20 protein-coding genes are annotated in these 25,351 nt (G+C 67.0%); 12 read left to right on the plus strand and 8 right to left on the minus strand.

Annotated features, from left to right (window positions below; genetic code table 11):
* Window positions 1-129: 129 nt before the first annotated feature.
* The 5 genes from J0A90_RS16750 (at window position 130) to J0A90_RS16770 (ending at window position 5,810) form a co-directional block, all read left to right on the plus strand.
* Window positions 130-1,719: an ABC transporter substrate-binding protein gene (locus J0A90_RS16750; protein ID WP_207033799.1), complete on the plus strand. Its 1,590-nt coding sequence runs from the start codon at window positions 130-132 to the stop codon at window positions 1,717-1,719.
* Between the two features lie 74 nt (window positions 1,720-1,793).
* Window positions 1,794-2,798: an ABC transporter permease subunit gene (locus J0A90_RS16755; RefSeq protein ID WP_207034009.1), complete on the plus strand. Its 1,005-nt coding sequence runs from the start codon at window positions 1,794-1,796 to the stop codon at window positions 2,796-2,798.
* Window positions 2,799-2,808: 10 nt separating this feature from the next.
* Complete coding sequence (locus J0A90_RS16760; protein ID WP_051895862.1) at window positions 2,809-3,708, plus strand: ABC transporter permease subunit; 900 nt, start codon at window positions 2,809-2,811, stop codon at window positions 3,706-3,708.
* A 63-nt stretch (window positions 3,709-3,771) separates the two neighbouring features.
* Window positions 3,772-4,815: an oligopeptide/dipeptide ABC transporter ATP-binding protein gene (locus tag J0A90_RS16765; protein WP_207033801.1), complete on the plus strand. Its 1,044-nt coding sequence runs from the start codon at window positions 3,772-3,774 to the stop codon at window positions 4,813-4,815.
* On the plus strand, window positions 4,812-5,810 hold the full coding sequence (locus J0A90_RS16770; protein ID WP_207033803.1) for a dipeptide ABC transporter ATP-binding protein: 999 nt from the start codon (window positions 4,812-4,814) through the stop codon (window positions 5,808-5,810). The genes J0A90_RS16765 and J0A90_RS16770 overlap by 4 nt, the downstream gene beginning before the upstream one ends.
* Window positions 5,811-5,831: 21 nt before the next feature.
* Here J0A90_RS16770 and J0A90_RS16775 read toward each other — a convergent pair whose 3' ends face one another.
* The 6 genes from J0A90_RS16775 to J0A90_RS16800 all read right to left on the minus strand — a co-directional run bounded on the left by J0A90_RS16775 (window position 5,832) and on the right by J0A90_RS16800 (window position 12,627).
* The gene (locus J0A90_RS16775) at window positions 5,832-6,992 is read right to left on the minus strand and encodes an ABC transporter ATP-binding protein (RefSeq protein ID WP_207033805.1); all 1,161 of its coding nucleotides are present in this window, start codon (window positions 6,990-6,992) and stop codon (window positions 5,832-5,834) included.
* Between the two features lie 25 nt (window positions 6,993-7,017).
* On the minus strand, window positions 7,018-7,863 hold the full coding sequence (ugpE, locus tag J0A90_RS16780) for a sn-glycerol-3-phosphate ABC transporter permease UgpE (protein ID WP_035472690.1): 846 nt from the start codon (window positions 7,861-7,863) through the stop codon (window positions 7,018-7,020).
* Complete coding sequence (gene ugpA, locus J0A90_RS16785) at window positions 7,863-8,738, minus strand: sn-glycerol-3-phosphate ABC transporter permease UgpA (RefSeq protein WP_207033808.1); 876 nt, start codon at window positions 8,736-8,738, stop codon at window positions 7,863-7,865. The genes ugpE and ugpA overlap by 1 nt, the downstream gene beginning before the upstream one ends.
* Before the next feature lie 251 nt (window positions 8,739-8,989).
* Window positions 8,990-10,312 carry a sn-glycerol-3-phosphate ABC transporter substrate-binding protein UgpB gene (ugpB, locus tag J0A90_RS16790; RefSeq protein ID WP_370635807.1) on the minus strand — a complete coding sequence of 441 codons (1,323 nt, stop codon included), beginning with the start codon at window positions 10,310-10,312 and terminating at the stop codon, window positions 8,990-8,992.
* A 160-nt stretch (window positions 10,313-10,472) separates the two neighbouring features.
* A complete protein-coding gene (gene sbmA, locus J0A90_RS16795) occupies window positions 10,473-11,699 on the minus strand; it encodes a peptide antibiotic transporter SbmA (protein WP_207033810.1) in 1,227 nt (408 codons plus the stop codon).
* Between the two features lie 190 nt (window positions 11,700-11,889).
* Window positions 11,890-12,627 (minus strand): GntR family transcriptional regulator, encoded by a 738-nt coding sequence (locus J0A90_RS16800; protein WP_207033812.1) that lies wholly within the window; start codon window positions 12,625-12,627, stop codon window positions 11,890-11,892.
* A 183-nt stretch (window positions 12,628-12,810) separates the two neighbouring features.
* Between J0A90_RS16800 and J0A90_RS16805 the strand changes: the two genes are divergently transcribed.
* The 3 genes from J0A90_RS16805 to J0A90_RS16815 all read left to right on the plus strand — a co-directional run bounded on the left by J0A90_RS16805 (window position 12,811) and on the right by J0A90_RS16815 (window position 17,146).
* Entirely contained in the window at window positions 12,811-13,647 is an 837-nt protein-coding gene (locus J0A90_RS16805) for an amidohydrolase (protein WP_233076882.1), read from the plus strand.
* 82 nt (window positions 13,648-13,729) lie between these two features.
* On the plus strand, window positions 13,730-15,031 hold the full coding sequence (locus tag J0A90_RS16810; protein WP_207033817.1) for an SLC13 family permease: 1,302 nt from the start codon (window positions 13,730-13,732) through the stop codon (window positions 15,029-15,031).
* A 252-nt stretch (window positions 15,032-15,283) separates the two neighbouring features.
* Window positions 15,284-17,146: a M14 family zinc carboxypeptidase gene (locus J0A90_RS16815; RefSeq protein WP_233076883.1), complete on the plus strand. Its 1,863-nt coding sequence runs from the start codon at window positions 15,284-15,286 to the stop codon at window positions 17,144-17,146.
* A gap of 58 nt (window positions 17,147-17,204) precedes the next feature.
* On the opposite strand, the gene J0A90_RS16820 is transcribed toward J0A90_RS16815, so the two are convergent.
* Both J0A90_RS16820 and J0A90_RS16825 read right to left on the minus strand, forming a co-directional pair.
* On the minus strand, window positions 17,205-18,689 hold the full coding sequence (locus J0A90_RS16820; protein ID WP_207033819.1) for an amidase: 1,485 nt from the start codon (window positions 18,687-18,689) through the stop codon (window positions 17,205-17,207).
* 60 nt (window positions 18,690-18,749) lie between these two features.
* Complete coding sequence (locus J0A90_RS16825; RefSeq protein WP_233076884.1) at window positions 18,750-19,766, minus strand: 1-aminocyclopropane-1-carboxylate deaminase; 1,017 nt, start codon at window positions 19,764-19,766, stop codon at window positions 18,750-18,752.
* Window positions 19,767-19,985: 219 nt separating this feature from the next.
* Between J0A90_RS16825 and J0A90_RS16830 the strand changes: the two genes are divergently transcribed.
* The 4 genes from J0A90_RS16830 to J0A90_RS16845 all read left to right on the plus strand — a co-directional run bounded on the left by J0A90_RS16830 (window position 19,986) and on the right by J0A90_RS16845 (window position 25,295).
* On the plus strand, window positions 19,986-20,477 hold the full coding sequence (locus J0A90_RS16830) for an Lrp/AsnC family transcriptional regulator (RefSeq protein ID WP_035471961.1): 492 nt from the start codon (window positions 19,986-19,988) through the stop codon (window positions 20,475-20,477).
* Window positions 20,478-20,897: 420 nt separating this feature from the next.
* Window positions 20,898-21,815 (plus strand): 5-dehydro-4-deoxyglucarate dehydratase, encoded by a 918-nt coding sequence (kdgD, locus tag J0A90_RS16835; protein WP_207033824.1) that lies wholly within the window; start codon window positions 20,898-20,900, stop codon window positions 21,813-21,815.
* A gap of 93 nt (window positions 21,816-21,908) precedes the next feature.
* Complete coding sequence (locus J0A90_RS16840) at window positions 21,909-23,291, plus strand: enolase C-terminal domain-like protein (protein WP_207033826.1); 1,383 nt, start codon at window positions 21,909-21,911, stop codon at window positions 23,289-23,291.
* A gap of 426 nt (window positions 23,292-23,717) precedes the next feature.
* Window positions 23,718-25,295, plus strand: coding sequence for an aldehyde dehydrogenase (NADP(+)) (locus J0A90_RS16845; RefSeq protein ID WP_207033828.1), 1,578 nt, complete (start codon window positions 23,718-23,720; stop codon window positions 25,293-25,295).
* Window positions 25,296-25,351: the final 56 nt, after the last annotated feature.

Raw genomic sequence — 25,351 nt, forward strand, 5'->3', positions numbered from 1 at the left:
ACGCTAATCAACGAACTAATCTCAGGCGACTGCCCGCTGGGCCGAGCCGTCAGCGGGCAAGGCGACAACGATAAACGGCCACAAGCCGACAAAGACAATGACAGCGACCGCTGTGCAGGAGAATCTCCAATGAAAAAGACGCTGCTGGCCGCCGGTGTGGCGGCCATGATGATGGGCGCGACCCCGGTCATGGCCAAGACGCTGGTATTCTGCTCCGAAGGCTCGCCGGAGGGCTTTGACCCCGCGATCTACACCACCAGTACCACCTTCGATGCGACCAGCGAGACGGTGTTCAACATGCTGGTGCAGTTCAAGCCGGGCACCACCGAGCTGGAGCCGGCCATCGCCAAGAGCTGGGAAGTCTCCGACGATGGCCTGAGCGTGACCTTCCACCTGCGTGACGACGTCAAGTTCCAGACCACCGACTTCTTCACCCCCAGCCGGCCGCTCAATGCCGACGACGTCATCTGGAGCTTCGAGCGCCAGATGGACAAGGAAAACCCCTACTACAAGCTCGCCAACGGCAACTTCGAGTACTTCAACGCGATGTCGATGGGTGAGCTGATCAAGTCGATCGAGAAGGTCGACGAGCACACCGTCAAGTTCGTGCTGACCGAGCCCAATGCGCCGTTCCTGGCCAACCTGGCGATGCCTTTCGCCGCGATTCACTCCCAGGAGTACGAACAGCAGCTGATCGACGAGGGCAAGCCGCAGCAGGCCAATCAGAAGCCGATCGGCACCGGGCCGTTCCAGTTCGTCGCCTATCGTGAAGACGCGGCGATCCGCTACCAGGCCAACCCGGACTACTTCCGCGGCAAGCAGCCGATCGACAATCTGGTCTTCGCCATCACCCCGGATGCCCAGGTGCGCTACCAGAAGCTGCAGGCGGGCGAGTGCCAGGTGATGCCGTTCCCCAACCCGGCTGACGTCAAGGCGATGAAGCAGAACGACGAGATCCAGGTGCTGCAGGAGCCGGGACTCAACGTGGCGTATCTGGCCTACAACACCCAGGAGAAGCCGTTCGACCAGCCGGAAGTGCGCCGCGCGCTCAACATGGCGATCAACAAGCAGGCGATCATCGACGCGGTGTTCCAGGGCGCGGGGGAAGTGGCCAAGAACCCGATTCCGCCGACCATGTGGAGCTACAACGACGCCGTCAAGGATGACCCCTACGACCCCGAGAAGGCCAAGCAGATGCTCGCCGACGCCGGGGTCAAGAATCTGAAGATGGACATCTGGGCGATGCCGGTCCAGCGCCCCTACATGCCCAACGCGCGGCGCACCGCCGAGCTGATGCAGGCGGATCTGGCCAAGGTCGGGGTCGACGTCAATATCGTCACCTACGAGTGGGGCGAGTACCTCAAGCGCGCCTCCGCGGTCGACCGCAAGGGCGCGGTGATCCTGGGCTGGACCGGTGACAACGGCGACCCGGACAACTTCATGGGGACTCTGTTGAGCTGTGCCGGCGTCGGCGGTGCCAACCGTTCGCAGTGGTGCTACAAGCCGTTCGACGACCTGATCCAGCAGGCGCGTACGGCGAGCGACCAGGCCGAGCGCGCCAAGCTCTACGAGAAGGCGCAGGTGATCTTCAAGCAGCAGGCGCCGTGGGACACCCTGGCCCACTCGACGGTGTTCATGCCGATCCGCAAGGAGGTCACCGGCTACGTGATCAATCCGCTGGGTCTGCATAGCTTCGAAGGCGTCGATATCCAAGAGTAACTCCCTCCCTTCGTGGTGCACGGGGCAGCCTGGCGGCTGCTCCGTGCCCGCGCATGACTAGTCAGACCCTCACTATGTTCAAGTTCATTCTGGTCAAGCTGGCGCAGCTGGTGCCGACCTTCATCGGCGTCACCATCGTGGCGTTCGCCTTCATTCGTCTGCTGCCGGGCGATCCGATCCTGCTGATGGCGGGCGAGCGCGGCATTTCCGCCGAGCGCTACGCCCAGCTACAGGCGCAGTTCGGCTTCGACCGGCCGCTGCCGGTGCAGTACTGGGAGTTCCTCAAGGGGCTCTTGCACGGTGACCTGGGCAACTCTCTGGTCACCCACTCGCCGGTGGTCGGCGAGTTCTTCAGCCGCTTCCCGGCGACCATGGAGCTGTCGCTGTTCGCGCTCGCCTTCGCCGTGATCATCGGCCTGCCGGCCGGGGTGCTGGCAGCGATCCGCCGCGGCAAGGCGCTCGACCACACCGTGGTCGGCATCAGCCTGACCGGCTATTCGATGCCGATATTCTGGTGGGGCCTTTTGCTGATCATGTTCTTCTCCGGCACCCTCGGCTGGACCCCGGTCTCCGGGCGTATCTCCTTCATGTACTTCATCGAGCCGGTCACCGGTTTCATGACCATCGACACCCTGCTCGCCGGCGACTGGGGCGCCTTTCTCTCGGCGCTGCACCATCTGATCCTGCCCGCCATCGTGCTCGGCACCATTCCGCTGGCGGTGATCGCGCGCCAGACCCGCTCCTCGATGCTCGAGGTGCTGGGCGAGGACTACGTGCGCACGGCGCGCGCCAAGGGGCTCTCCAGCTATCGCGTGATCATGGTGCACACCCTGCGCAATGCGCTGATCTCGGTGGTCACGGTGATCGGGCTCCAAGTGGGGCTGCTGCTGGCCGGGGCGATCCTGACCGAGACGATCTTCTCGTGGCCGGGCATCGGCAAGTGGATGATCGATGCGATCTCGCGGCGCGACTACCCCTCGGTGCAGGGTGGTCTGGTGCTGATCGCGTTCATCGTGATGATCGTCAATCTGCTGGTGGATGTGGCCTATGGGGTCATCAATCCGCGCATCCGTCATTGAGGGCCCAAAAATGGCTGCAATTTCTACCCCTGCCGCGCCCGGGACGTTTCGCCATCAGTTGGGCGGCTTCTGGAAGGATTTCAGCGCCAGCCGTGGCGCCCTGGTCGGGCTGATCTTCATCGCGCTGATCTTTCTGGTGGCGCTGCTGGCGCCCTGGGTGGCGCCCCACGACCCGGCACTGCAGGACCGCTCGGCACTGCTGGTGCCGCCGGTGTGGCACGCCGAAGGCAGCTGGCGCTACATCCTGGGCACCGATGCGGTAGGCCGCGACATTCTCTCGCGGCTGATCTATGGCGCCCGCTACTCGCTCTCGATCAGCGCCATGGTGGTGCTGATCTCGATGTGCGGCGGCATCTTCCTGGGGCTGCTGGCGGGCTACTTCCGCGGCTGGGTCGAGACCGTGATCACCCGCGTGATGGACGTGGTGCTGGCCTTCCCCAGCCTGCTGCTGGCGCTGGGCCTGGTGGCGATTCTGAGCCCGGGGCTGACCAGCGCGATGATCGCCATCGCCCTGGTACAGCTGCCCTACTTCGTGCGCCTGACGCGCGCGGCGGTGATCGGCGAGAAGAGCCGCGAGTACGTCACCGCCAGCCGCCTGGCCGGGGCCGGCCATATGCGTCTGATGTTCAACACCCTGCTGCCCAACTGCATGGCGCCGCTGATCGTGCAGGCGACGCTGTCGTTCTCCACCGCGATCCTGGATATCGCCGCGCTGGGCTTTCTGGGCATGGGCGTGCAACCGCCGACCCCCGAGTGGGGCGCGATGCTGGCCAATGCGCGCGAGTTCATGGGGAGCGCCTACTGGGCGGTCACCTTCCCGGGGCTGGTCATTCTGCTGACCGTGCTGATGATCAACCTGATGGGCGACGGGCTGCGCGATGCGCTGGACCCGAAGATGAAACGATCGTGAGCGCGAGGTTCGCCCCCGGCGCTGGAAGCCGGGGTGGGCGTGGCGACGCGATGAGGAGTTCACATGGCATTACTTGATATCGCAGGCCTGAGCGTGCGATTCCAGACCAACAGCGGCCTGTTCACGGCGGTCGAGAACGTCGATATCCAGGTCGATCACGGCGACGTGCTGTCGATCGTCGGCGAGTCCGGCTCGGGCAAGTCGGTCTCGATGCTGGCGACCATGGGGCTGCTGCCGTGGACCGCCCAGGTCAGCGCCGAGCGCATGGCCTTCGACGGCCAGGATCTGCAGCGTCTGAGTTCGCGTCAGCGCCGGCGTATCGTCGGCGGCGAGATGTCGATGATCTTTCAGGAGCCGATGAGCAGCCTGAATCCGTGCTTCACCGTGGGCACCCAGATCGACGAGATGATCAAGCAGCACAAGGGCGGCTCGCGTCGCGAGCGCCACGAGCGGGCGCTGGAGCTGCTCGCTCAGGTGGGGATTCCCGACCCGGCGCGGCGGATCAAGGCGTATCCGCATCAGCTCTCCGGCGGCATGAGCCAGCGCGTGATGATCGCCATGGCGATCTCCTGCGACCCGCGGCTGCTGATCGCCGACGAGCCGACCACGGCGCTGGATGTCACCATCCAGGCCCAGATCCTCGAACTGCTGCTCAAGCTGCAGGAGGAGAAGGGCATGGCGCTGATCCTGATCACCCACGATATGGGCGTGGTCGCCGAGACCGCCAAGCAGGTGATCGTGCAGTATGCCGGGCGCCAGGTGGAGCAGCAGGAGGTGAAGTCGCTGTTCGCCCACCCGCGCCACCCGTATACCGAGGCGCTGCTCTCGGCGCTGCCCGAGCGCGCCGCGGGGCAGTCGCGGCTGCCGACCATCCCCGGGGTGGTGCCGGGCCAGCACGACCGCCCTACGGGCTGTCTGTTCAATCCGCGCTGTCGTTACGCCACCGAGCACTGCCGCGAGGTGGAGCCGGTGGCCGCACCCGACGACCCGGCGCGCACGCTGTGCCACTACCCGCTCGGGCGGCCGGATGCCGAGCCATCAGCCGAACCTTCCCCCGGCGTCTCGCCCGAGACGTCTTCCCCGTCGCGACCGGAGGTGCGTCCATGAGCCGTGAAGCGGTACTGCGCGCGCGTCACCTGACGCGCTACTACGAGATCAAGGGCGGGCCCTTTTCCAGGCCGGCCACGGTCAAGGCGCTCAACGAGGCCTCGTTCGAGCTGTTCGCCGGGCAGACGCTGGCGGTGGTCGGCGAGTCGGGCTGCGGCAAGTCGACGCTCGCCCGGGTGTTGACGATGATCGAGCCGCCCACCAGCGGCGAGCTGACCATCAACGGCCAGGCGGTGGCGCTCAAGCCGGGCCAGCGCCCGCCGGCGGCGCTGCGCCGCGAGGTGCAGATCATCTTCCAGAACCCTTATGGCTCGCTCAACCCGCGCAAGACCGTGGCGACCATGCTGGAGGAGCCGCTCAAGCTCAACCGTCGCGAGATGAGCGCCAGCCAGCGCCGCGCCGCCGCGCTGGAGATGATCGAGAAGGTGGGCCTGCGCCCCGAGCACGCCGACCGCTACCCGCACATGTTCTCCGGCGGCCAGCGTCAGCGTATCGCGATCGCCCGGGCGTTGATGCTCAACCCCAAGATCCTGGTGCTCGACGAGCCGGTCTCGGCGCTGGATCTGTCGATCCAGGCCCAGGTGCTCAATCTGCTCGCGGATCTACAGGAGGAGTTCGGGCTGGCCTACGTGTTCATCTCCCACGATCTCTCGGTGGTGCGGCGCATCGCCGACGACGTCATCGTGATGTACTTCGGCCAGCCGGTGGAGACGGGGCCGGCGGAGACGGTGTTCAGCCAGCCTCGCCACCCCTATACCCAGGCGCTGTTCTCGGCCACGCCGGTGGCCGACCCCAACCGGCGCCGCGAGCGGGTGCGGCTCAAGGGCGAGCCGCCGTCACCGCTGGCGCCGCCGCCGGGCTGTCCGTTCGCCCCGCGCTGCCATCGCGCCACCGAGGCCTGCACCCGCACCGACCCGCCGCTGGAGCCGGTGGACGATACGGTCAGCGTGGCCTGTATCCACGTCGAGACCCGGGGTGCGCAGGCGGCGTCCTGATCTCGGTGGAGCGATGCGGTCTCACGCGATGCTCGATGTCGCCGTCAATGTCTCGGCGACAAGACGCGCCCGCCGTGCCAGACGCCGTTCTTCGGCGTCGAACAGGTGCAGCGGGCCGTCGACGCCGAGGCGGATCTCGCTGCCTTCACGCAGCGCCGCGGCCTCCAGCGTAGCCAGCGGCAGCCGTGCGGTGAGGGGTGCGTCGAGCCCCGGCAGGCGGCAGTAGGCCAGCGCATCCACCCCCAGGCGTTCGATCATCTCCAGGGTGACCGCGAACTCGCCCTGCGGGTCGAGGCGCAGATGCTCCGGGCGTACGCCCAGGGTAGCGGCACGTGCGGGCGCCTTGGCCTCCGCGTTCGCTGAGGGGTCTTCCGCGGGCTCTGTTCCAAGGGCATCTGTTTCGAGGATCAGGCCGCCGGGCAGCCGTGCGCGGCCGTCGCTGTGGCTCACCGGCAGCAGGTTCATCGCCGGCGAGCCGATGAAGCGCGCCACGAAGCAGCTGGCGGGCGTCTCGAACAGGCTCATCGGGGTGCCGATCTGCTCGATGCGGCCGTCGCGCATGACGACCAGACGGTCGGCCAGGGTCATCGCCTCGACCTGGTCGTGGGTGACATAGAGCATGCTCGCGCCCAGGCGCTGCTGCAGGCGCCGAATCTCCAGACGCATCTGCACGCGCAGCGCGGCGTCGAGGTTGGAGAGCGGCTCGTCGAACAGGAACACGCGCGGTTCGCGCACGATCGCCCGGCCCATCGCCACGCGCTGGCGCTGGCCGCCGGAGAGCTGGCGCGGGCGGCGTTCGAGCAGCGTCTCGATGCCCAGCAGGGCCGCGGCCTCGCGCACCCGGCGGGTGATCTCCTCGCGCGGGCGCTTCTGCAGCTTGAGCGCATAGGCCATGTTGTCGAACACGCTCATGTGCGGGTAGAGGGCGTAGTTCTGGAATACCATCGCCACCCCGCGCTGGGCCGGCTCCAGGCGGTTGGCGAGCCGCCCGCCGATCTCGAGCTCGCCATCGCTGATCGTCTCGAGCCCCGCCACCATGCGCAGGAAGGTCGACTTTCCGCAGCCCGAGGGGCCCACGACGACCATCAGCTCCCCGCTTTCCAGGGTCAGATCGATACCGTCGACGGCGCGTTGGCCGCCCTTGTAGGTCTTGCCGAGCTGGCGGCAGGTCAGCGTGGCCATGGGATGAGTCTCTTGGCGTTGAAGGTCACTTTTCGGCATCGGTCAGCCCACGCACGAAAAAGCGCTGCATTGCGACGATCACCACCACCGGCGGCAGCACCGTGAGCAGCGTCATCGCGGTGGCCAGTTGCCACGGTGGCAGGGTGTCGGTGGACTGCACCAGGTTCTTCAGGCTGATCACGGCGGTGGCGTGATCCGGCGAGTTGGCCGCCAGCAGCGGCCACAGGTACTGGTTCCAGCCGTAGATGAACATGATCACGAACAGCGCCGCGAGGTTGGTCCGCGACAGCGGCAGCACGAAATCCTTGAGAAAGCGCAGCGGCCCGGCGCCATCCAGCCGCGCCGCCTCGAACAGCTCCGAGGGCAGGCTCAGAAAGCACTGGCGCAGCAGGAAGGTGGCGGTGGCCGAGGCGATCAGCGGCAGGATCATCCCGGCGTAGGTATCGATCAGCCCGAAGCGCGCCACCACGCCGTAGGTCGGCACGATGCGCACCTCCACCGGCAGCATCAGGGTGACGAAGATCAGCCAGAAGCAGAGCGTGCGGCAGGGAAAGCGGAAGAACACGATGGCGTAGGCGGCCAGCAGCGAGATCGCGATCTTGCCCAGGGCGATACCCAGCGCCATCACCAGCGAGTTGCCGAGCAGGCGCAGGGCGCTGACGCCGAGCCCGGGCATCGGCTGCGACAGTAGCTGCCAGTAGTTGGCCAGCCCCTGGTCGCCGAACCACAGCGGGGCGATGCCGTTCTGCAGGTCGGCGGCACTGTGGGTGGAGGCGGTGAGCGCCAGCCACAGCGGTAGCCCGAAGATCACCACGCCAATGATCAGCAGCAGATGGGTGAGGCCGTCGAGGCCGGGGCGACGATAGCGCATCAGTAGGCGACCTTGCGTTCGAGATAGCGGAACTGGATGAAGGTGAGCACTCCGACCAGCACCATCAGCAGCACCGACTGGGCGCTGGAACCGCCCAGATCGCGGCCCACGAAGCCATCCTCGTAGAGCTTGTAGACCAGGGTGCGGGTGGCGCCGCCGGGGCCGCCAAGGGTGGTGTTGTCGATGGTGGCGAAGGTCTCGAACAGCACGTAGACGCTGTTCATCACCAGCAGGAAGAAGGCGGTCGGCGACAGCAGCGGCAGGGTGATGCCGAAGAAGCGCCGAAACGGCCCGGCGCCGTCGATGGCGGCGGCCTCGAGCAGCGAGGCGGGGATCATCTGCAGCCCGGCAAGAAAGAACACGAAGTTGTAGCTCATCTGCTGCCAGATCGAGGCGATCACCACCAGCGCCAGCGCCTGGCCGGGGTCGAGCTGGGCATCCCAGTGCACGCCGAAGACGGCCAGGGCGTGGGTCAGCACGCCGAGCACCGGGTCGAACATGAACAGCCACAAAAGCCCTGCCACCGCCGGCGCCACCGCATAGGGCCAGGTGAGCAGCACGCGGTAGAGCTTGGCGCCGTGGAGCACGCGGTCGGCGAGGACCGCCAGCAGCAGGGCCAGGCCCATGGCGCCCGCCGCCACCAGCAGGCTGAACAGCGCGGTGACGCCGAAGGCGTGCCAGTAGCCCGGAGAGGCGAGCACATGCTGAAAGTTGGCGAGCCCGACGAAGCGCTCACCGAGGCCGAAGGCATCCTGTACGTAGAACGCCTGACGCACCGACTCGGCGGCGGGCCAGAAGAAGAAGATGGCAACCACCGCGAGCTGGGGCGCCAGCAGCAGCCAGGGAGTGACGGAGTGACGTTCGAAAGTGGTCATCTTGATCGGCACAGCGGGCGGCTTGCGCCGCCCGCTTTCAGGGACTCGACAGGAGAGAGAGGCATATCAGGCGCTTAGGGAAGCGCTGCAGAAATCGGCGAGCGAGATGAAGCGCAAGGCGCATGGAACACAGAACACGAGACATAACATGGGGTTAGGCGAGTGTTCGACCGGGCTGGCGCCCCAGTACCACGCAACGCAGCGATTCGTTGGGGACGCCGAGTCCGCGCAGACATTTATGCAGTGGTTCCCTAGTTCGAGACGCTGCGCTCGAATTGCTCGAGCTCCGCATTGCCACGCTTGGCCGCCTCGGTCAGCGCCTGGGCGGCGGGCTCGCTGCCGTTGAACGCTTTCTCCAGCTGTTCGGCGATGATGTTACGGATCTGCGGCATGTTGCCCAGACGCAGGCCGCGGCCGTTGTCATCCGGCGTGCCCCGGGTCAGCTGGTCGATCGCCACGCTGGCGCCCGGCGTCTTGGTGTAGAAGCCCTCATCTTTCAACTGCTGATAGGCGGCAGTGGTGATCGGCACATAGCCGGTGAAGCTGGCCCAGTCGGCCTGTACCGCCGGCGAGGAGAGGAAGTTGAGGAACTCGGCCACGCCTTTGTAGACCTTGTCCGACTGGCCCTGCATGACCCACAGCGAGGCGCCGCCGATGATCGAGTTGCGGGGCTGGCTCACCGCTTCGGCGTCATAGGGCAGCGGGGCGATGCCGAAGGTGAACTTGCCCTTGGCGGCTTCCTGGATACCCGCACGCGAGGCGGAGGAGGTAGTCAGCATGGCGCAGCGGCCCGACTGGAAGCGCTTGGTGCCGTTGTCGGCACGGCCGCCATACTCGAAGGCGTGGCTCTTCTGCCACTCGGCCAGATCCTGGATATGCCCCACCGTGGCCGGCTGCTTGTCGAACACCAGGCGGGCGTCGGTGCCATTGAAACCGTTGGCCTGGGTGGCGAAGGGCACATCGTTGATCGCGCTGAAGTTCTCCAGCTGGGTCCAGCTCGGCCAGGCGGTGGTCAGGCCGCACTCGGCGGCGCCGCTCTCGACCAGCTTGTGGGCGTCCTTGCCGACCTCGGCCCAGGTCTTGGGCGGCGTCTCGATGCCGGCCTTGGCGAAGGCGTCCTTGTTGTAATAGAGCACCGGGGTGGAGGAGTTGAACGGCATCGACAGCATGTGGCCGTCGCGCGAGGTGTAGTAGCTCTTCACCGCCGGCAGGAAGGCGTCGGGATCGAACGCCGTGCCGGTGTCCTGCATCAGCTGGTAGACCGGGTAGATCGCGCCCTTGGCGTTCATCATCGTCGCCGTGCCGACCTCGAACACTTGGGTGATCGCCGGTGCCTGACCGGCGCGGAAGGCGGCGATGGTTGCGGTCAGGTTATCGCTGTAGCTGCCCTTGTAGACGGGCTTGACCACATAGTCGCTCTGGGAGGCGTTGAACTCCTCGGCGATGGCGTTGACCTTTTCGCCGAGTACGCCCTCCATGGCGTGCCACCAGGTGATGGTGGTGGCCGCCTGGGCCGAGGTGGAGAGAGAGAGCGCGGTGACAGCGACGAATGGCAGTAGAGAGGTGAGGCGCACGATGACATCTCCTGACAGGGCGTTACAGGGTGTGGTGCGTACCCTAGGACGACACGATGTCAGGAGCGTGGCATTCGGATGTCACTTGAATGACAGCGCTTTGACCAAGCGATGACGTGGCGATGACGGCAGGGCGCTGCGCACGCCCTGGCGTCATTACTTAGGTTGGGGACTCGATAGCCTCCGGCGTGCGTTCGATCACCCGCTCGAAGGTGCGCAGGCGTTTGACGATCGACAGCAGCTCGATGATGGTCGACCAGGCGTTGACCAGATACTGGAAGGAGTCGCGCACCTGGCCGAAGACGTTGAGGATCTGCTGCAGCAGGCCCAGGGTCAGCTTGCCGGCGACGATCGAGGGCGCCAGCACGATGAAGGCGAAGACCACGTCCGCCTGCAGGTAGAAGATGCGCGCGATATTGAAGTAGGCGTAGTGCCAGTAGAGCCGGAAGTAGTTGCGCCGCACCGCCTGAAAAAGCTCCGCCACCGTGGCCGGGCGGGCGCGCTCGGCGGCGTCTTCGCCGTAGACCAGCTCCTTGCGGTAGGCCGCCTCCACGCGCTGGTTGCGAAACTCCAGCCCCGGCAGCTTGACCCCTGCCAGTGCCAGGAACAGGGTGCCGAACAGCGACCAGGCGACCGCCGACCACACCAGCGCGTTGGAGACGTGCCCCACCAGCGGCAACTCGGTGATGTGCTGGGACATCGTCACCAGCAGCGGCAGGAAGGCGATCAGCGTCAGCACCGACTTGAGCAGACTCACCCCCAGCCCCTCCAGCGTGGTGGAGAAACGCATGGTGTCCTCCTGCACGCGCTGGGCGGCCCCCTCCACATGGCGCAGGCGCGGCCAGTGGTGCATGTAGTAGTCGTTCATCGCCCAGCGCCAGCGGAAGATGTAGTGGCTGACGAAGAACAGGTTGAACACCCCCACCGTGACCGCGACGAAGGCGATACCGGCGAAGGCGAGCATTTCACGGTAGAGATCCGCCGCGCTCACCGCGCCGTCACCGCCCAGCGCCCGCTGCACCATGTCCCAGAACGGCCCGTACCAGGCATTGACCGCGACGCTGGTCTGGACCGAGAAGTAGGTCAGAAAGACGATCAGCGCGCTGCCGAGAATCGACCAGCGCTGCCAGCGGTGCGGGCTTAAGCGGAACCAGGCGGCGGCGAAGAGCGCCGTGCACAGGGCGTAGTAGAGGTAGAACCAGAGAAAAGACGGCGCCCAGAAGCGCGAGACGTCGATCGGCAGCTCGGCGCCGGGGGCGAGCGGGGGCAGGCCGATGACGGCACCCCAGGCGTTGGCGGTGGTGTCCCAAAGAACCAGGCACAGCAGGGACCAGACGAGTGCGCTGAGCGAGAGCAGCGCGGGTCGAGGAAAGAAGGATCGAAACACGGTGACATCCTGAGCGGCGAAGATCGGGCCCGGGATCGCGGCCCCTTTCCATCGACCCTGCTCTACGCGTTACGTTCCCTTACACCGGTATGCTTCTGGTGCGAGGCACCGTACGAAACGTCGGCACACGGCGGTCGTTTGCGTACAGCGCCTCGGCGTTTGCGGCGACACGCGCCAGCGAAAACGCGTCTCAGGTGATGTCGACCTGGTAGCGGAAAGTCTCGGCATTGCCCAGCGTGCGGCGAAACTCCAGCGGGGTGCCGTCGTAACCCAGCGCCAGGCGTTCGATGTTCACCACCGGTGCGCCCTGGGCGATCTCCAGCGCCTTGGCGGTAGGGGCATCGGCCGTCTCCACGGTGAGCGTCTCACGCGCCGAGGCCACCAACTGACCGCACTGGCTCTCATAGAAGGGGTAGAGCAGGTTCTCGAATGCTTCCGGGTCCACCGACATCAGCCCGGCGAAGCGCGCCGCCGGCAGCCAGATCTCCTCCCGCGAGACGTTGCTGCCGCCGATCTGGCGCAACCGTTCGAGCTTGATCACCTCGCTGCCCGGGGGGAGCTCCAGGGCGAGGGCCACGCTTTCCGAGGCCTGGGTACGCGTTCGGCTCAGAATCCGGCTGGTGGGCACCTGACGCTCACCGAGCGCATCCACCTGACGGAAGAAGCGAAACAGGGAGCCCTGGAAGTTGGGGCGCCGGATGAAGGTGCCGCGCCCCTGACTGCGCTCCATCAGGCCGTCCTGGACCAGGGTGTCCACGGCCTTGCGCAAGGTGCCCACTGCGACGCCGTACTGCTTGGTCAGCTCCGCTTCGGTGGGGATGGCGATGCCGGGGGCCCACTCCCCGGAGGCGATGCGCGAGAGCATATCGTCGCGCAGGCGTTGATAGAGCGGCAGACGTTCGTCGGTCTGCAGGCTCGACGTTCTCATCACGATAGGTTCCCTGCCTGTTATTGATTTCAATGTATCACCTTTAGTCGTAGGTAAAGAAAACTGCGACTAAAAGCGTGTATGCTGCCGATTGCTCTATTCATATAGATGAATAGATGAGTCGAAGCGGTCAGGCTATGGCCGATTGCACAGGCTTATATCATGTGATTCAAGGATTCTATGATGCATTCTACTGCTAAAGTCGTAACGGGCGTGGATACCCACGCTCACATCTTCCAGCGCGATCTGCCGCTGGTGGAGGGCCGGCGCTACAGCCCGGACTACGACGCCAAGGTGGAAACGTATCTGGCACATCTGGACCGCTGTGGCCTCTCCCACGGGGTGCTGGTGCAGCCGAGCTTCCTCGGTACCGACAACGACTATCTGGTGGCGGCGCTGCGCCGCTATCCCGAGCGGCTGCGCGGCACCGCCGTGGTCGAACCGACGATCTCTGCGGCGGCACTGGATGCGCTCGACGCCGCCGGGGTGGTCAGCGTGCGTCTCAACCTGATCGGCAAAGCGCTGGACGACTACGCCGCGGCGCCGTGGCAGCGCTTCTTCACCGAGCTGGCGCGACGCCGCTGGTCGGTGGAGATCCAGCGTGGAATGGAAGATCTCGATGACGTGGTGGCGCCGATCCTGGGCGCTGGCTGCGACGTGGTGATCGACCACTTCGGCCTGCCGGGCGGCGAGATCGATCCGGTGAATCCGGCGCATCGCGCACTGCTGTCACGGCTGGCGCACCAGCCGCTGTGGGTCAAGCTCTCGGCCACCTACCGTAGCCGGTCGAGCCTAGATCAGGCGAGCCGCTCGATCGAGCGGCTGCGCGACGCCTACGGCCACAGCGAGAACCTGCTGTGGGGCAGCGACTGGCCGCACACCCGCTTCGAGGCGGACACCGACTACGACGCCCAGTTCGCGCTGCTGGAAAAGCTGCTGCCCGACCCGCAAGAGCGCCGCCAGGTGCTGGTCGACAACCCGGCGCGGCTGTTTCGGATCGCGCTGGGGGGCGACGCCTGAGCGCGCCGGCGCATGAACGACAACGACACCAAACCGAGTACCGGATACGCCGATACCGGGATCACGCACGAGGGGAACTGACATGATGAGTCTGCTGGTGGTGGGGGCGATCGTCGTCTCCATCGTTCTCGGCTATCGCTTCAAGCTCAATATCGGGCTGTTCGCGATCGCCTTCGCCTACCTGATCGGCTGCTTCGGTATGGGCATGAGCCCCAAGGAGGTGATCGCCACCTGGCCGCTGAAGATCTTCTTCATCATCTTTTCGGTCTGCCTGTTCTACAGCTTCGCCATCGTCAACGGCACCCTGGAGAAGCTCGCCGAGCATCTGATGTACCGCTGCCGCAACGTGCCCAGCCTGATGCCGTTCGCGATCTTCCTCGCTGCCACGGTGATCTCCGGGCTCGGCGCCGGCTACTACACCGTGCTGGCGTTCATGGCGCCGATCACCCTGCTGCTGTGCAACCGCACGGGGCTCAGCCTGATCGTCGGCGGCATGGCGGTGAATTACGGCGCGCTGGCCGGGGCCAACTTCGTCTCCAGCCAGAGCGGGATCATCTTCCGCACCCTGATGACCAGCTCCGGTGTCTCCGACAACCAGGCCTTCATCAATGCCCTGGGGATCTTCGCCAGCACCCTGATCGTGCCGGTGGTGATGCTCGCCGGGCTGATCGTGGTCGGGCGCCGGCGCGGCAGCGCGGTGGCCTCGCTGGAGCACATCGAGCGCCCCGCGCCGCTCGACCGCGAGCAGAAGACCACCCTGACGCTGACCCTGATCATGATGGCCACGGTGCTGCTGCCGCCGATCGCCAGCCTGCTGCTGCCCGGCAATGCCGCGATCGCCTTCGTCAACGCCAAGGTCGACATCGGCCTGATCGCCAGCGTGTTCTCGGTCATCGCGCTGCTGCTCAAGCTGGGCGACGAGCGTCAGGCGATCGCCTCGCTGCCGTGGGGCACCATCATCATGATCTGCGGGGTCGGCATGCTGATCTCGGTGGCGATCAAGGCCGGCACCATCGATCTGCTGGGGTCGTGGATCGGCACCAATATCCCGCCGGTACTGATTCCGGTCGCCTTCGGCGTGGCGGCGGCGCTGATGTCGCTGTTCGCCAGCACCCTGGGCGTGGTCACCCCGGCACTGTTCCCGCTGGTGCTGCCGATCGCCAACACCCTGGCCATCGACCCGATGATCATCTTCATCGCTATCGTGGTCGGCGCCCAGGCCACCTCGATCTCGCCGTTCTCCTCCGGCGGCAGCCTGATACTCGGCTCCTGCCCCGATGACCGCGCGCGCGCCGGGCTGCTGCCCAAGCTGCTGTTCCGCGCCGCGCCGCTGGGCTTCGTCGCGGCGATGGTGTTTAACCTGTTGTTGACCTTCGTATTCTAGGGGGATCGACGAGCGCGCTACACCAAGGGCGGCATCCTCGATGCCGCCCTTGTCGTTTCTTTGTCTCTTTGTCTCTTTGTCTCTGTGTTTCCGGAGCGCCGTATCCATGCTCGCGGCGAGCGCATCGATGTCGGGTGCCAGGATAGACGCCGAGCAGCGCCCGATGCGCGCTACACTGCGCTATCGCATCGCGCTGGCCGGCGGGCGTGCATGGCCGGCCCTCAGTATGCCATCAGCCATCAGGAGCCCGCCTTGAGCCCGTCAGCTGTTTCTGCCACAGACACCTTCATTACCGACGCGTCTTTTACTGGCGCCTCTGCCACTGACCTGTTTTCCCGGACCTATGCCGCTACGCTGGCGACACTCGCCGCCGAGTTCGCCGGTGAGCGCCTGGAGACCTGGACCTTCGACGATCGGGCGACACGGCGCCAGGCCGAGGCGGCGCTGGCCGAGCGCGGTATCGCGGCGCGCTGCCGCTCGGCCTACAAGCCGCTGCTGTGCGCCTTTCGCGAAGAGATCGAGACCCGCGACCTGGTCGCTTGCGAGGTCATCTATCCGCGCCATCCCCAGGCCAGCGAGCAGCGCTTTCGCCTGGAGAGCTATCCCCTGGCCGCCTGCTATCCGCAGGTGGCGTTTCGTTTCGTCGCTGGTGCGTGCCTGGCGGCGCTACCGGTCTACCGGCTGCATCTGCGCTATGCCGATGGGCGTGAGCGCGAGTGCGAGGTGCTGGCCCCCAACCGCGTGCATGCCGACTTCACCGGCGAACTGGCGCTCTCGCCCTGCGGCTGGTACCGCGAGGGCGGGGCAGTGGGGAAGGCGATAGAGGCAACGACAGCCGAGCGGCTGAGCGAGGGCCGGGCGCTGTGGACCGCCTTCGAGGCGCTCTATCACGATAGCGTGAGCGCGATCCGCGACGCCGACTGGTGCGAGGAGCCCTATTTCTCCCGTCTCGAGATCGCGGTGACGCTGCCGGTGGACGACGAGCCGCTGGCCTACGACGACGAGGTGCTGTCGCTGCGCGAGGCGCTCCACGAGGAGCTCTACTTCTCGCTGCTGGAGGTCTTCCAGCGCCGCAGCGGCCGCCCGCCGGGGGACCGCCACCTGCGCCCGGGCCAGATCGTGCCCCAGGTGCGTCGTGGTGCAACGCTGAGCGTGCAGGTAAGGGTCGTGACGCACGCGGCATCGGCGCAGCCATCTCCTCAGGATGGTCTGCCTGCGGGCCATTGGCGGGCCCTGCTCGAGAGCCCGCCGGGGCCGCTGGCGCCGGCGGTGATCGCGGCCGCGCTGGCGGCGCTGCCCGGCAGCCGTTTCCAGGCGCGCTCGGTCGCCGGGCGCACGCTGAGCGGGTGCCATATCGCCGGTCGTGACCGTGCGGTGATGATCTCCGCCGGCCAGCACGCCAACGAGACCTCGTCGCCGGCCGGCTCGCTGCAGGCGGCGTTCACGCTGGCGCGTCGGCCCGGGGCGCACTTCACGCTGTGCCCGTTGGAGAACCCGGACGGCTATGCGCTGCACCAGCAGTTGATCGCCGACAATCCCCGGCACATGCACCACGCCGCCCGCTACACCGCGCTGGGCGACGATCTGGAGTACCGCGCATCGGCACGCTTCGAGAGCACCATCCGCACCCAGGCCGAGCAGCTCAGCGGTGCCCAGTTGCACCTCAATCTGCACGGCTACCCGGCGCACGAGTGGACCCGGCCGCTCTCCGGCTATGTACCGCGGGGCTTCGAGATGTGGACGATCCCCAAGGGCTTCTTCCTGATCCTGCGCTATCGCCCGGGCTGGGAGGCGGCCGCGCGCTGGCTGCTGGAGGCGGTCACCCGGGCGCTGGCGGAGGAGGTGGCGCTGAAAGCGCTCAATCGGCGCCAGCTGGCGCAGTTCAACGCCCACGCCGGCGACGATGGCTTCGAGCGGATCAACGGCTTTCCGTGCTGGCTCTCGGTCGATGAGCGCCACCGGGTGCCGCTGACACTGATCACCGAGTACCCCGACGAGACCGTCTACGCCGACGCCTTCCAGGCCGCCGCTGCGGCCCAGCGGGCCACGGTGCTGGCGGCCTACGAGGCGTTTCAGCGTCTGCCGGCGGGGCTCCTCGCACCGGGCCCGGCGTGAGTGGTCGGGGCGCCCCCCTGGCCGGCCTGGCGCGGTGCGGATCGCCCGATGGAGTGCCTCAACCGCTCAGCGCGGCGGGCATGGGGGCCAGCTCGCCGCTGATGCGCTCATAGACACGTGCCAGTTGCAGCAGGCCCCAGTCGTCGCGCGGGGCGCCGATCAGTTGCAGCCCCATCGGCAGGCCCCGGGCATCGACGCCGGCGGGCACGCTGATTGCGGGCAGACCCGCCAGCGAGGCGGGTACCACTACCTCCATCCAGCGGTGGTAGGTGTCCATGCTGCGGCCGTCGATGGTCTCGGGCCAGGGCGTGTCGAGGGCGAACGGGAACACCTGGGCGCTGGGCATGGCGACGTAGTCGACCCGTTCGAAGAGCGCGCACCAGGCGCGATAGAGCTCGCTGCGGCGCACATTGGCGTCGTGGATGTCCTGGGCCGAGAGCGCGAGCCCGCGGGCGACTTCCCACTGCGCCTCGGGCTTGAGCTGGCGGCGGCTGTCGGGGTCGGCGTAGTAGCCGCCGAGACTGCCGCACACTGCCCAGTGGCGCAGGGTGGTCCAGCTCTGCCACTGGGCCTCGGCCGAGTAGGGCAGGGCCGCCGGTTCGATCCGGCAGCCGCCCGCTTCCAGCCGCTGCAGCGCGCTCTCGCACAGCGCGAGCACCCCCGGCTCCAGCGCTAGATGCCCCGACCAGTCCCCCAGCCAGGCGATACGCAGGCCATCGCCGTCGCGCTCGAGCGCCGCGGCCAGCTCCTGCCCGGCGGGCAGCAGCGCTTCGCCCAGCGATAGCGGCGCGCGGCGCTCGTAGCCCGCCTGCACGGCGAGCAGGCGGGCCACGTCCTCGACGCTGCGGCCCATGGGGCCATTGGTGGCGAGCTGCTGGCCGAATGCCTCCGGCGCCAGACCCGGGACGCGCCCGAACGAGGGGCGCAGGCCGATCACCTGATTGAAGGCGGCGGGGTTGCGCAGCGAGCCCATCATGTCGCTGCCGTCGGCCACCGGCAGCAGGCGCATGGCCAGCGCGGCGGCGGCACCGCCGCTGGAGCCGCCGGCGGTGCGGGTCGGTGCGTGGGCGTTGCGGGTAGCGCCGAACACCGGGTTGTAGGTGTGCGAGCCGAGCCCGAATTCCGGGGTGTTGGTCTTGCCGATCATGATGGCCCCGGCGGCGCGCATGCGCGCGACCATCAGGCTGTCGGCGTCGGCGCGATGATCGCGGCACAGCGGCGAGCCCTGTACGGTGGGCAGCCCCTGCACGTCGGAGAGATCCTTGATCGCCTGGGGGATGCCGTGTAGCCAGCCGCGCGAGCGCCCTGCCGCGAGCTCGCGGTCGGCCGCCTCCGCCTCCGCCAGCAGTGTCGCCGACGGGCGCCGGGAGACGAGCGCATTGAGCGAGGGGTTGGCGGCATCGATATGCGCCAGATAGGCCGCCATCACCTCGCGGCACGACACCTCGCGGGCGTGTATTCGTCGGGAGAGCGCGGTGGCGCTCCAGGTGACGATCTCATCGAGCGCGTGCGCGATGGTGGGGCCGGCGTTGGCGTGGGGCATGCGCGTCTCCTCGCTGGTTGGATGACGGAAAACTGCCAGCATACCCCAGGCCGATGGCCCTCAGCCGGCGTGGAACAGCTCGCTGTAGGCGCTGAGCGCCGGGGCGCCGCCGAGGTGGGCGTAGAGCACCCGGGAGCCGGCGGGAAATTCGCCGCGGCGCACCTTGTCGATCATGCCGTGCATCGACTTGCCCTCGTAGACCGGGTCGGTGAGCACGCCTTCGAGCCGGCCGCAGAGGCGGATGGCCTCCAGGGTGCCGTCGTTGGGCAGGCCGTACTCGGGATGGCCGAAGCGGGTGTCGAGGATCACGTCGTCGGCCTCGATCGGTTGGCCGAGGTCGACCAGCTCGGCGGTATTCTGGGCGATGCGCAGGATCTGGGCGTGGGTGCGCTCCGGCTTGGCCGAGGCGTCGATGCCGATGACTCGACGCGCCCGGCCATCGGCGGCGAAGCCCACCACCATGCCGGCTTGGGTGCTGCCGGTCACCGAGCAGACCACGATGTAGTCGAAGGTGAAGCCCAGCTCGCGCTCCTGCTGGCGCACCTCTTCGGCGAAGCCGACGAAGCCGAGACCGCCATAGGGGTGTTCGGAGCAGCCGGCGGGGATCGGGTAAGGCTTGCCGCCGCGGGCGCGGACGTCTTCCAGCGCGCGCTCCCAGCTGGCGCGGATGCCGATATCGAAGCCCGCCGGGTCGAGGCGCACGTCGGCACCCATGATGCGCGACAGCTCGATGTTGCCGACCTTGTCGTAATGGCTGTCGTCATAGTTGACCCAGTTCTCCTGCACCAGCACGCACTCGAGGCCGAGATGCGCGGCCACTGCGGCGACCTGGCGGGTCTGATTGGACTGGATGCCGCCGATCGAGACCAGCGTGTCGTAGCCGCCCTCGAGCACTTCCGGGATCAGGTATTCGAGCTTGCGCGTCTTGTTGCCGCCGAAGGCGAGCCCGCTGTTGCAGTCTTCGCGCTTGGCGTAGAGCTCGACCTCGCCACCGAGATGCTCGCTCAGGCGCTTGAGCGGGGTGATCGGAGAAGGGCCGAAGGTAAGGGGGTAGCGGGGAAAACGATCGAGTCTCATGGGGTCACCGGATTGTCGTTGTGATAGCAGCGGCAAGACCGCTGGTCGCAGGAATGCAATGCTTGGGTGCTAGTGCCTAAAACGCTATCAGGAAAGCTGGCGGGGTACGTTGCAAGTTGCGATCGTTTTCCGGGCTGATATTAGTAATAAGTGGATTATTGTCGTCGATGGTTGTGCTACAAATTGGTTTTGCGCAACAAAATGAAGCGAGGCTTTGCCATGACTCTCTCGGATGCCGCTGAGGCGCCGCCGCTGGACCGTATCGACCGTCAGATCCTCGACGTGCTCCAGCACGACGCCTCGCTCTCCAACGTGGCGCTGGCGGAGCGGGTCAATCTCAGCCCGCCGGCGTGTCTGCGCCGGGTCGAACGACTCAAGCGCAGCGGCCTGATCAAGGAGGTGGTGGCGCTACTCGACGCCGAGCGCCTGAACGCCGGCATGGTGGTGGTGATCGGCGTGGTACTGGATCGCTCCACGCCGCAGTCGTTCGCCGACTTCGAGGCCGCGGCGCGGCATATCTCCGGCTGCATGGCGTGCCATCTGGTCACCGGCGAGTTCGACTACTTCCTAATGATCCGCACCCGCGACAGCCAGAGCTTCAACCGCCTGCACGCCGAGCAGCTCATCTATCTGCCCGGGGTACGCCAGATCCGCTCCTTCATGGGGCTGCGTGAGGTGCTCTCTAGTACCCGGATTCCGCTGGGACGCTAAGAGGGTGTTTACAAAATGCCTGCGCTCGACGATACGGCGTTGAAATCGACCTCAAAGTACTCATTTACACCCCGTAAACTCCGTCTTTTCGGCCGATTTCGCCTTAGCTACGCGCCCCGGTCTTGCCTTCGCTCGTCGAATTTGTAAACACCCTCTAAGGGGCTCGCTGGCGGGCAGGGCATCGACGTCTGCACGTCATAGCTCGCCACGCTGAGGCGCGCCCCAGCCGCGCGCCAGGCTGGTCCGTGTGTTCCTAGGCTTTGGGCTAAGGTATAACGGTACTATAGTATGATGTATGACAACATCACTGGCATAGAGCCTGCCGCTGATGTGTCGGCAGGTGGGTGATGTCGACAGGGCGCTGCCGACGTCATTCATGCCAGTTCTTGTGCCCGTGCCAGCCCTTAGCGAGGAATCCAGGTGAATTTTTCCAGAGACGCGCTCAAAGCCTCCATTACCGACGGTCTGCTCTCCTTTCCGGTGACCGACTTCGATGCCCACGGCCAGTTCGACGCCGAAAGTTACCGCCGGCGGCTCGCCTGGCTCAAGGACTACGACGTCTCGGCGCTGTTCGTCGCCGGGGGCACCGGAGAGTTCTTCAACCTGACGCTGGATGAGTACCGCGAGATCGTCACCATCGCGGTGGAGGTACTGGGTGGCCACGTGCCGATCATCGCCAGCGCCGGGCAGAGCGCCGAGCTGGCCAAGGCGCATGCCAAGGCGGCGCAGGACGCGGGGGCCGACGGCATCCTGCTGATGCCGCCCTATCTCACCGAGTGCCCGCAGGCGGGCATCGTCGAGTATGCCGCCAGCGTGTGCGAATCCACCGAGCTGGGGGTGATCTACTACAACCGCGCCAACGGCGTGCTCGATGTCAACGGCGTCAAGGCGCTGGCCGAGCGCTGCCCCAACCTGGTCGGCCTCAAGGATGGCAAGGGCGACATGCAGTCGCTCAACATCACCATCAAGACGCTGGGCGAGCGCCTGGCCTACGTCGGTGGCGTGCCCACCGCCGAGATCATCGCCGAGGCGTATCTGGCGATCGGCGTCAGCACCTACTCGTCGGCGGTGTTCAACTTCGTGCCGGCGCTGGCGGTGAAGTTCTATCAGGCGCTGCGCGAGGGCGACCACGACTTCGTGCGCCGCGTCACCCAGGAGTTCTTCATTCCCTTCGTCACCCTGCGCGACACCACCAAGGGCTATGCGGTGAGCCTGATCAAGGCCGGCGCCGGGCTGGTCGGCTACCCCGCGGGCGATGTGCGCGCGCCGCTGGTGATGCCCAGTGCCCAGGAGCTGGAGACGCTGAAACGGCTGATCGAGCACGCCGAGCGTCTGTGAACCGGGCGGCCGCCCATCGCCGGCGGCCGCTGTCGCTATCCTTGCGCGGCCCGCTCGGCGGCGGGCCGCACCGATCTCACTGCGAGAGTCGCCATGCCCAGCCACGCACGGACCCGTCACGCCACGCCCAGCCATGCCACACCGACCATCACCGCCATGCGGGTGATTCCGGTCGCTGCCCGCGACAGCATGCTGCTCAATATCGGCGGGGCCCACGCGCCCTGGTTCACCCGCAATCTGGTGATCCTCGAAGATAGTGCCGGCCATGTCGGGGTCGGTGAGGCGCCGGGGGGCGAGACCATCCAGCGCTCGCTGGAGCAGGCCCGCGAGCGCGTACTCGGGCAGTCGCTGGGCCAGCTGCGCGGGGTGGTGGCGTCACTCCACGCGCGCGGGCGCAGCGCCGACTTCGAGGACTTCGGCCGCGGCTCCTGGACCTTCGAGTTGCGTATCAACGCAGTGGCGGCGCTGGAGGCCGCGCTGCTCGATCTGCTGGGCCAGTTCCTCGGGGTGCCGGTGGTGGATCTGCTGGGAGACGGGCGCCAGCGCGAGCAGGTCGAGGTGCTCGGCTATCTGTTCTTCATCGGCGACGGCCACGCCACGCCGCTCGACTACCGGAGCGGCAGCACGCATTCCGGCGGCGGCCCGGGGCACGATTGGTATCGCCTGCGCGACCAAGCCGCGATGACGCCGCAGGCGATCGTCGAGCAGGCCCAGGCCGCGCACGATCGCTACGGCTTTCGTGACTTCAAGCTCAAGGGCGGCGTGCTGCCCGGGGCGCAGGAGATCGAGGCGGTCAGCGCGCTGCACGCGGCCTTCCCAGAGGCGCGCACCACGCTCGACCCCAACGGCGCCTGGTCCCTCGACGAGGCGATCCGGCTGTGCCGCGATTTGCACGGCGTGCTCGCCTATGCAGAAGACCCCTGCGGTGCCGAACAGGGCTTTTCCGGGCGCGAGATCCTGGCCGAGTTCCGCCACGCCACCGGGCTGCCGGTGGCCACCAACATGGTCGCCACCAACTGGCGCGAGATGGCCCACGCGCTGATGCTGCGCGCGGTGGACATCCCGCTCGCCGATCCGCACTTCTGGACGCTCTCCGGCGCCGTGCGCGTCTCCCAGCTGTGTCAGGATCACGGCATGACCTGGGGCTCGCACTCCAACAATCATTTCGATGTCTCGCTGGCGATGTTCGCCCATGTCGGCGCCGCCGCGGTGGGGCGGGTCACGGCGCTCGATACCCACTGGATCTGGCAGGAGGGCGATGCGCGCCTGACCCGCGAGCCGCCGAGCATCGTCGACGGCCGGGTGACGGTCACCGACGCACCGGGCCTGGGCATCGAGCTCGATATGGACGCGGTGGAGCGCGCCCACGCCGACTACCGGCGCTTGCCCGCCGGGGGCCGCGACGACGCCATGGCGATGCAGTATCTGATCGACGGCTGGCGCTTCGATCCCAAGCGCCCGGCGCTGGTGCGCTGAGGAGAGGCCTCGCCGTCGATTTCTAGATTTTAGGCTTTGTACGAAAACTACCTGCGCTCGGCAATACGGCGTTAAAAATCGGCTCAAAATGCTCATTTACACCCCGTAAACTCCGCGTTTTCGCCGATTTTTGCCTTGTCTTGCCTTCGCTCGCTGACTTTTCGTACAAACCCTAGTCTTTAACCTTTAGCTCTTGAAAATTAGTTCTTGACCGTTAGTTCTTAGCCTTTAGTCCTTAACCCTTAGTCGTATGCGGCACTCTCTCGGCGGCCAGGCTGCTAGGCTCTCGAAGTTCCGTTGCGATCCTCGACGCCAGGGCGCGTACGAAAAAGCCGTCACCAGGACGGTTTTCGTAGGCGGCCTGGCGCGGCTGATCCGGCTGTGGCCGGCAGCCAATGCACGACCATCCCCACTTCAGGAGGCAAGATGAATCTGACAGGTGACATGCTGATCGGCCAGCAGGCCGTCACAGGCAGCCGCGATGCCATCCACGCGATCAACCCGGCCACCAACGAGCGTCTCGAGCCGGCCTACGCGGGTGGCACCCAGGCGGAAGTCGAGCGCGCCTGCGAGCTGGCCTGGACGGCCTTCGACCTCTATCGCGAGACCTCGCTGGAGACTCGCGCCAAGTTTCTGGAAACCATCGCCGAACAGATCGAGGCGCTGGGCGACACCCTGATCGAGCGTGCGGTGGCCGAGTCCGGCCTGCCCCAGGCGCGTATCCAGGGCGAGCGCGGGCGCACCTGCGGCCAGCTGCGCCTGTTCGCCCGCGTGGTGCGCGACGGTGAGTGGCTCGACGTGCGCGTCGACCCGGCGCTGCCCGAGCGCCAGCCGCTGCCGCGGGTCGACCTGCGCCAGCGTCAGATCGGGCTCGGCCCGGTGGTGGTGTTCGGGGCCAGCAACTTCCCGCTCGCCTTCTCGGTGGCGGGCGGCGATACCGCCTCTGCACTGGCCGCCGGCTGCCCGGTGATCGTCAAGGCACACTCCGCCCACCCCGGCACCAGCGAACTGGTCGGCCGTGCGATCCAGGCTGCGGTGAAGCAGTGCGGGCTGCCGGAGGGCGTGTTCTCGCTGCTGTTCGGTTCCGGGCGCGAAGTGGGGCAGGCGCTGGTCACCGACCCGCGGGTCAAGGCTGCCGGCTTCACCGGCTCGCGCAGCGGCGGTCTGTCGCTGTGGAAGGCGGCGCAGTCGCGCCCCGAGCCGATTCCGTTCTATGCCGAGATGAGCTCGATCAACCCGGTGTTCCCGCTGCCGGCGGCACTGGCGGCGCGCGGCAAGGAGATGGGCGAAGCGTTCGTCGCCTCGCTCAACATGGGCGCGGGGCAGTTCTGCACCAATCCCGGGCTGGTGATCGCGGTCAAGGGTCCGGCGCTCGACGCCTTCGTCGCCGCGGCCGGTGAGGCGGTCAAGGCCAGCGGTAGCCAGACCATGCTGACCCCGGGCATCTTCGAAGCCTACGAAAGCGGCGTCAAAGGTATCGCCGACAGCGGCAAGGCGCGGGAGATCGCGCGCGGCAGCAAGGGCGACGGCCCCAACCAGTGCCAGACCGGCCTGTTCGTGACCGCGGCCCAGGACTTCCTCGACGACGAGGCGCTGCAGGCCGAGGTGTTCGGCTCCACCTCGCTGGTGGTCGAGTGCGCCGACGCCGCCGAGCTCAAAAAGGTCACCGAGCATCTGGAAGGCCAGCTGACGATCACCCTGCAGATGGATGACGCCGACCTCGACGCCGCGCGCGAACTGCTGCCGACGCTCGAGCGCAAGGCGGGGCGCATTCTGGTCAACGGCTGGCCCACCGGGGTCGAGGTGTGTGACGCCATGGTCCACGGCGGCCCCTTCCCGGCGACCTCGGACGCGCGCACCACCTCGGTGGGCACGGCGGCCATTCACCGCTTCCTGCGCCCGGTCTGCTATCAGAACCTGCCCGACGCGCTGCTGCCGGAGGCGCTCAAGCAGGACAACCCGCTGGCGCTCAAGCGTCTGGTCGACGGCAAGCGCGAAAGCTGAGCGCCGGCCCCGACGCCAACCGGGTCATGACCGATCGAGCCGCCTCCTCTCCGGGG

The organism is Salinicola sp. DM10 (assembly GCF_017306975.2).
Taxonomy (GTDB): Bacteria; Pseudomonadota; Gammaproteobacteria; order Pseudomonadales; family Halomonadaceae; genus Salinicola.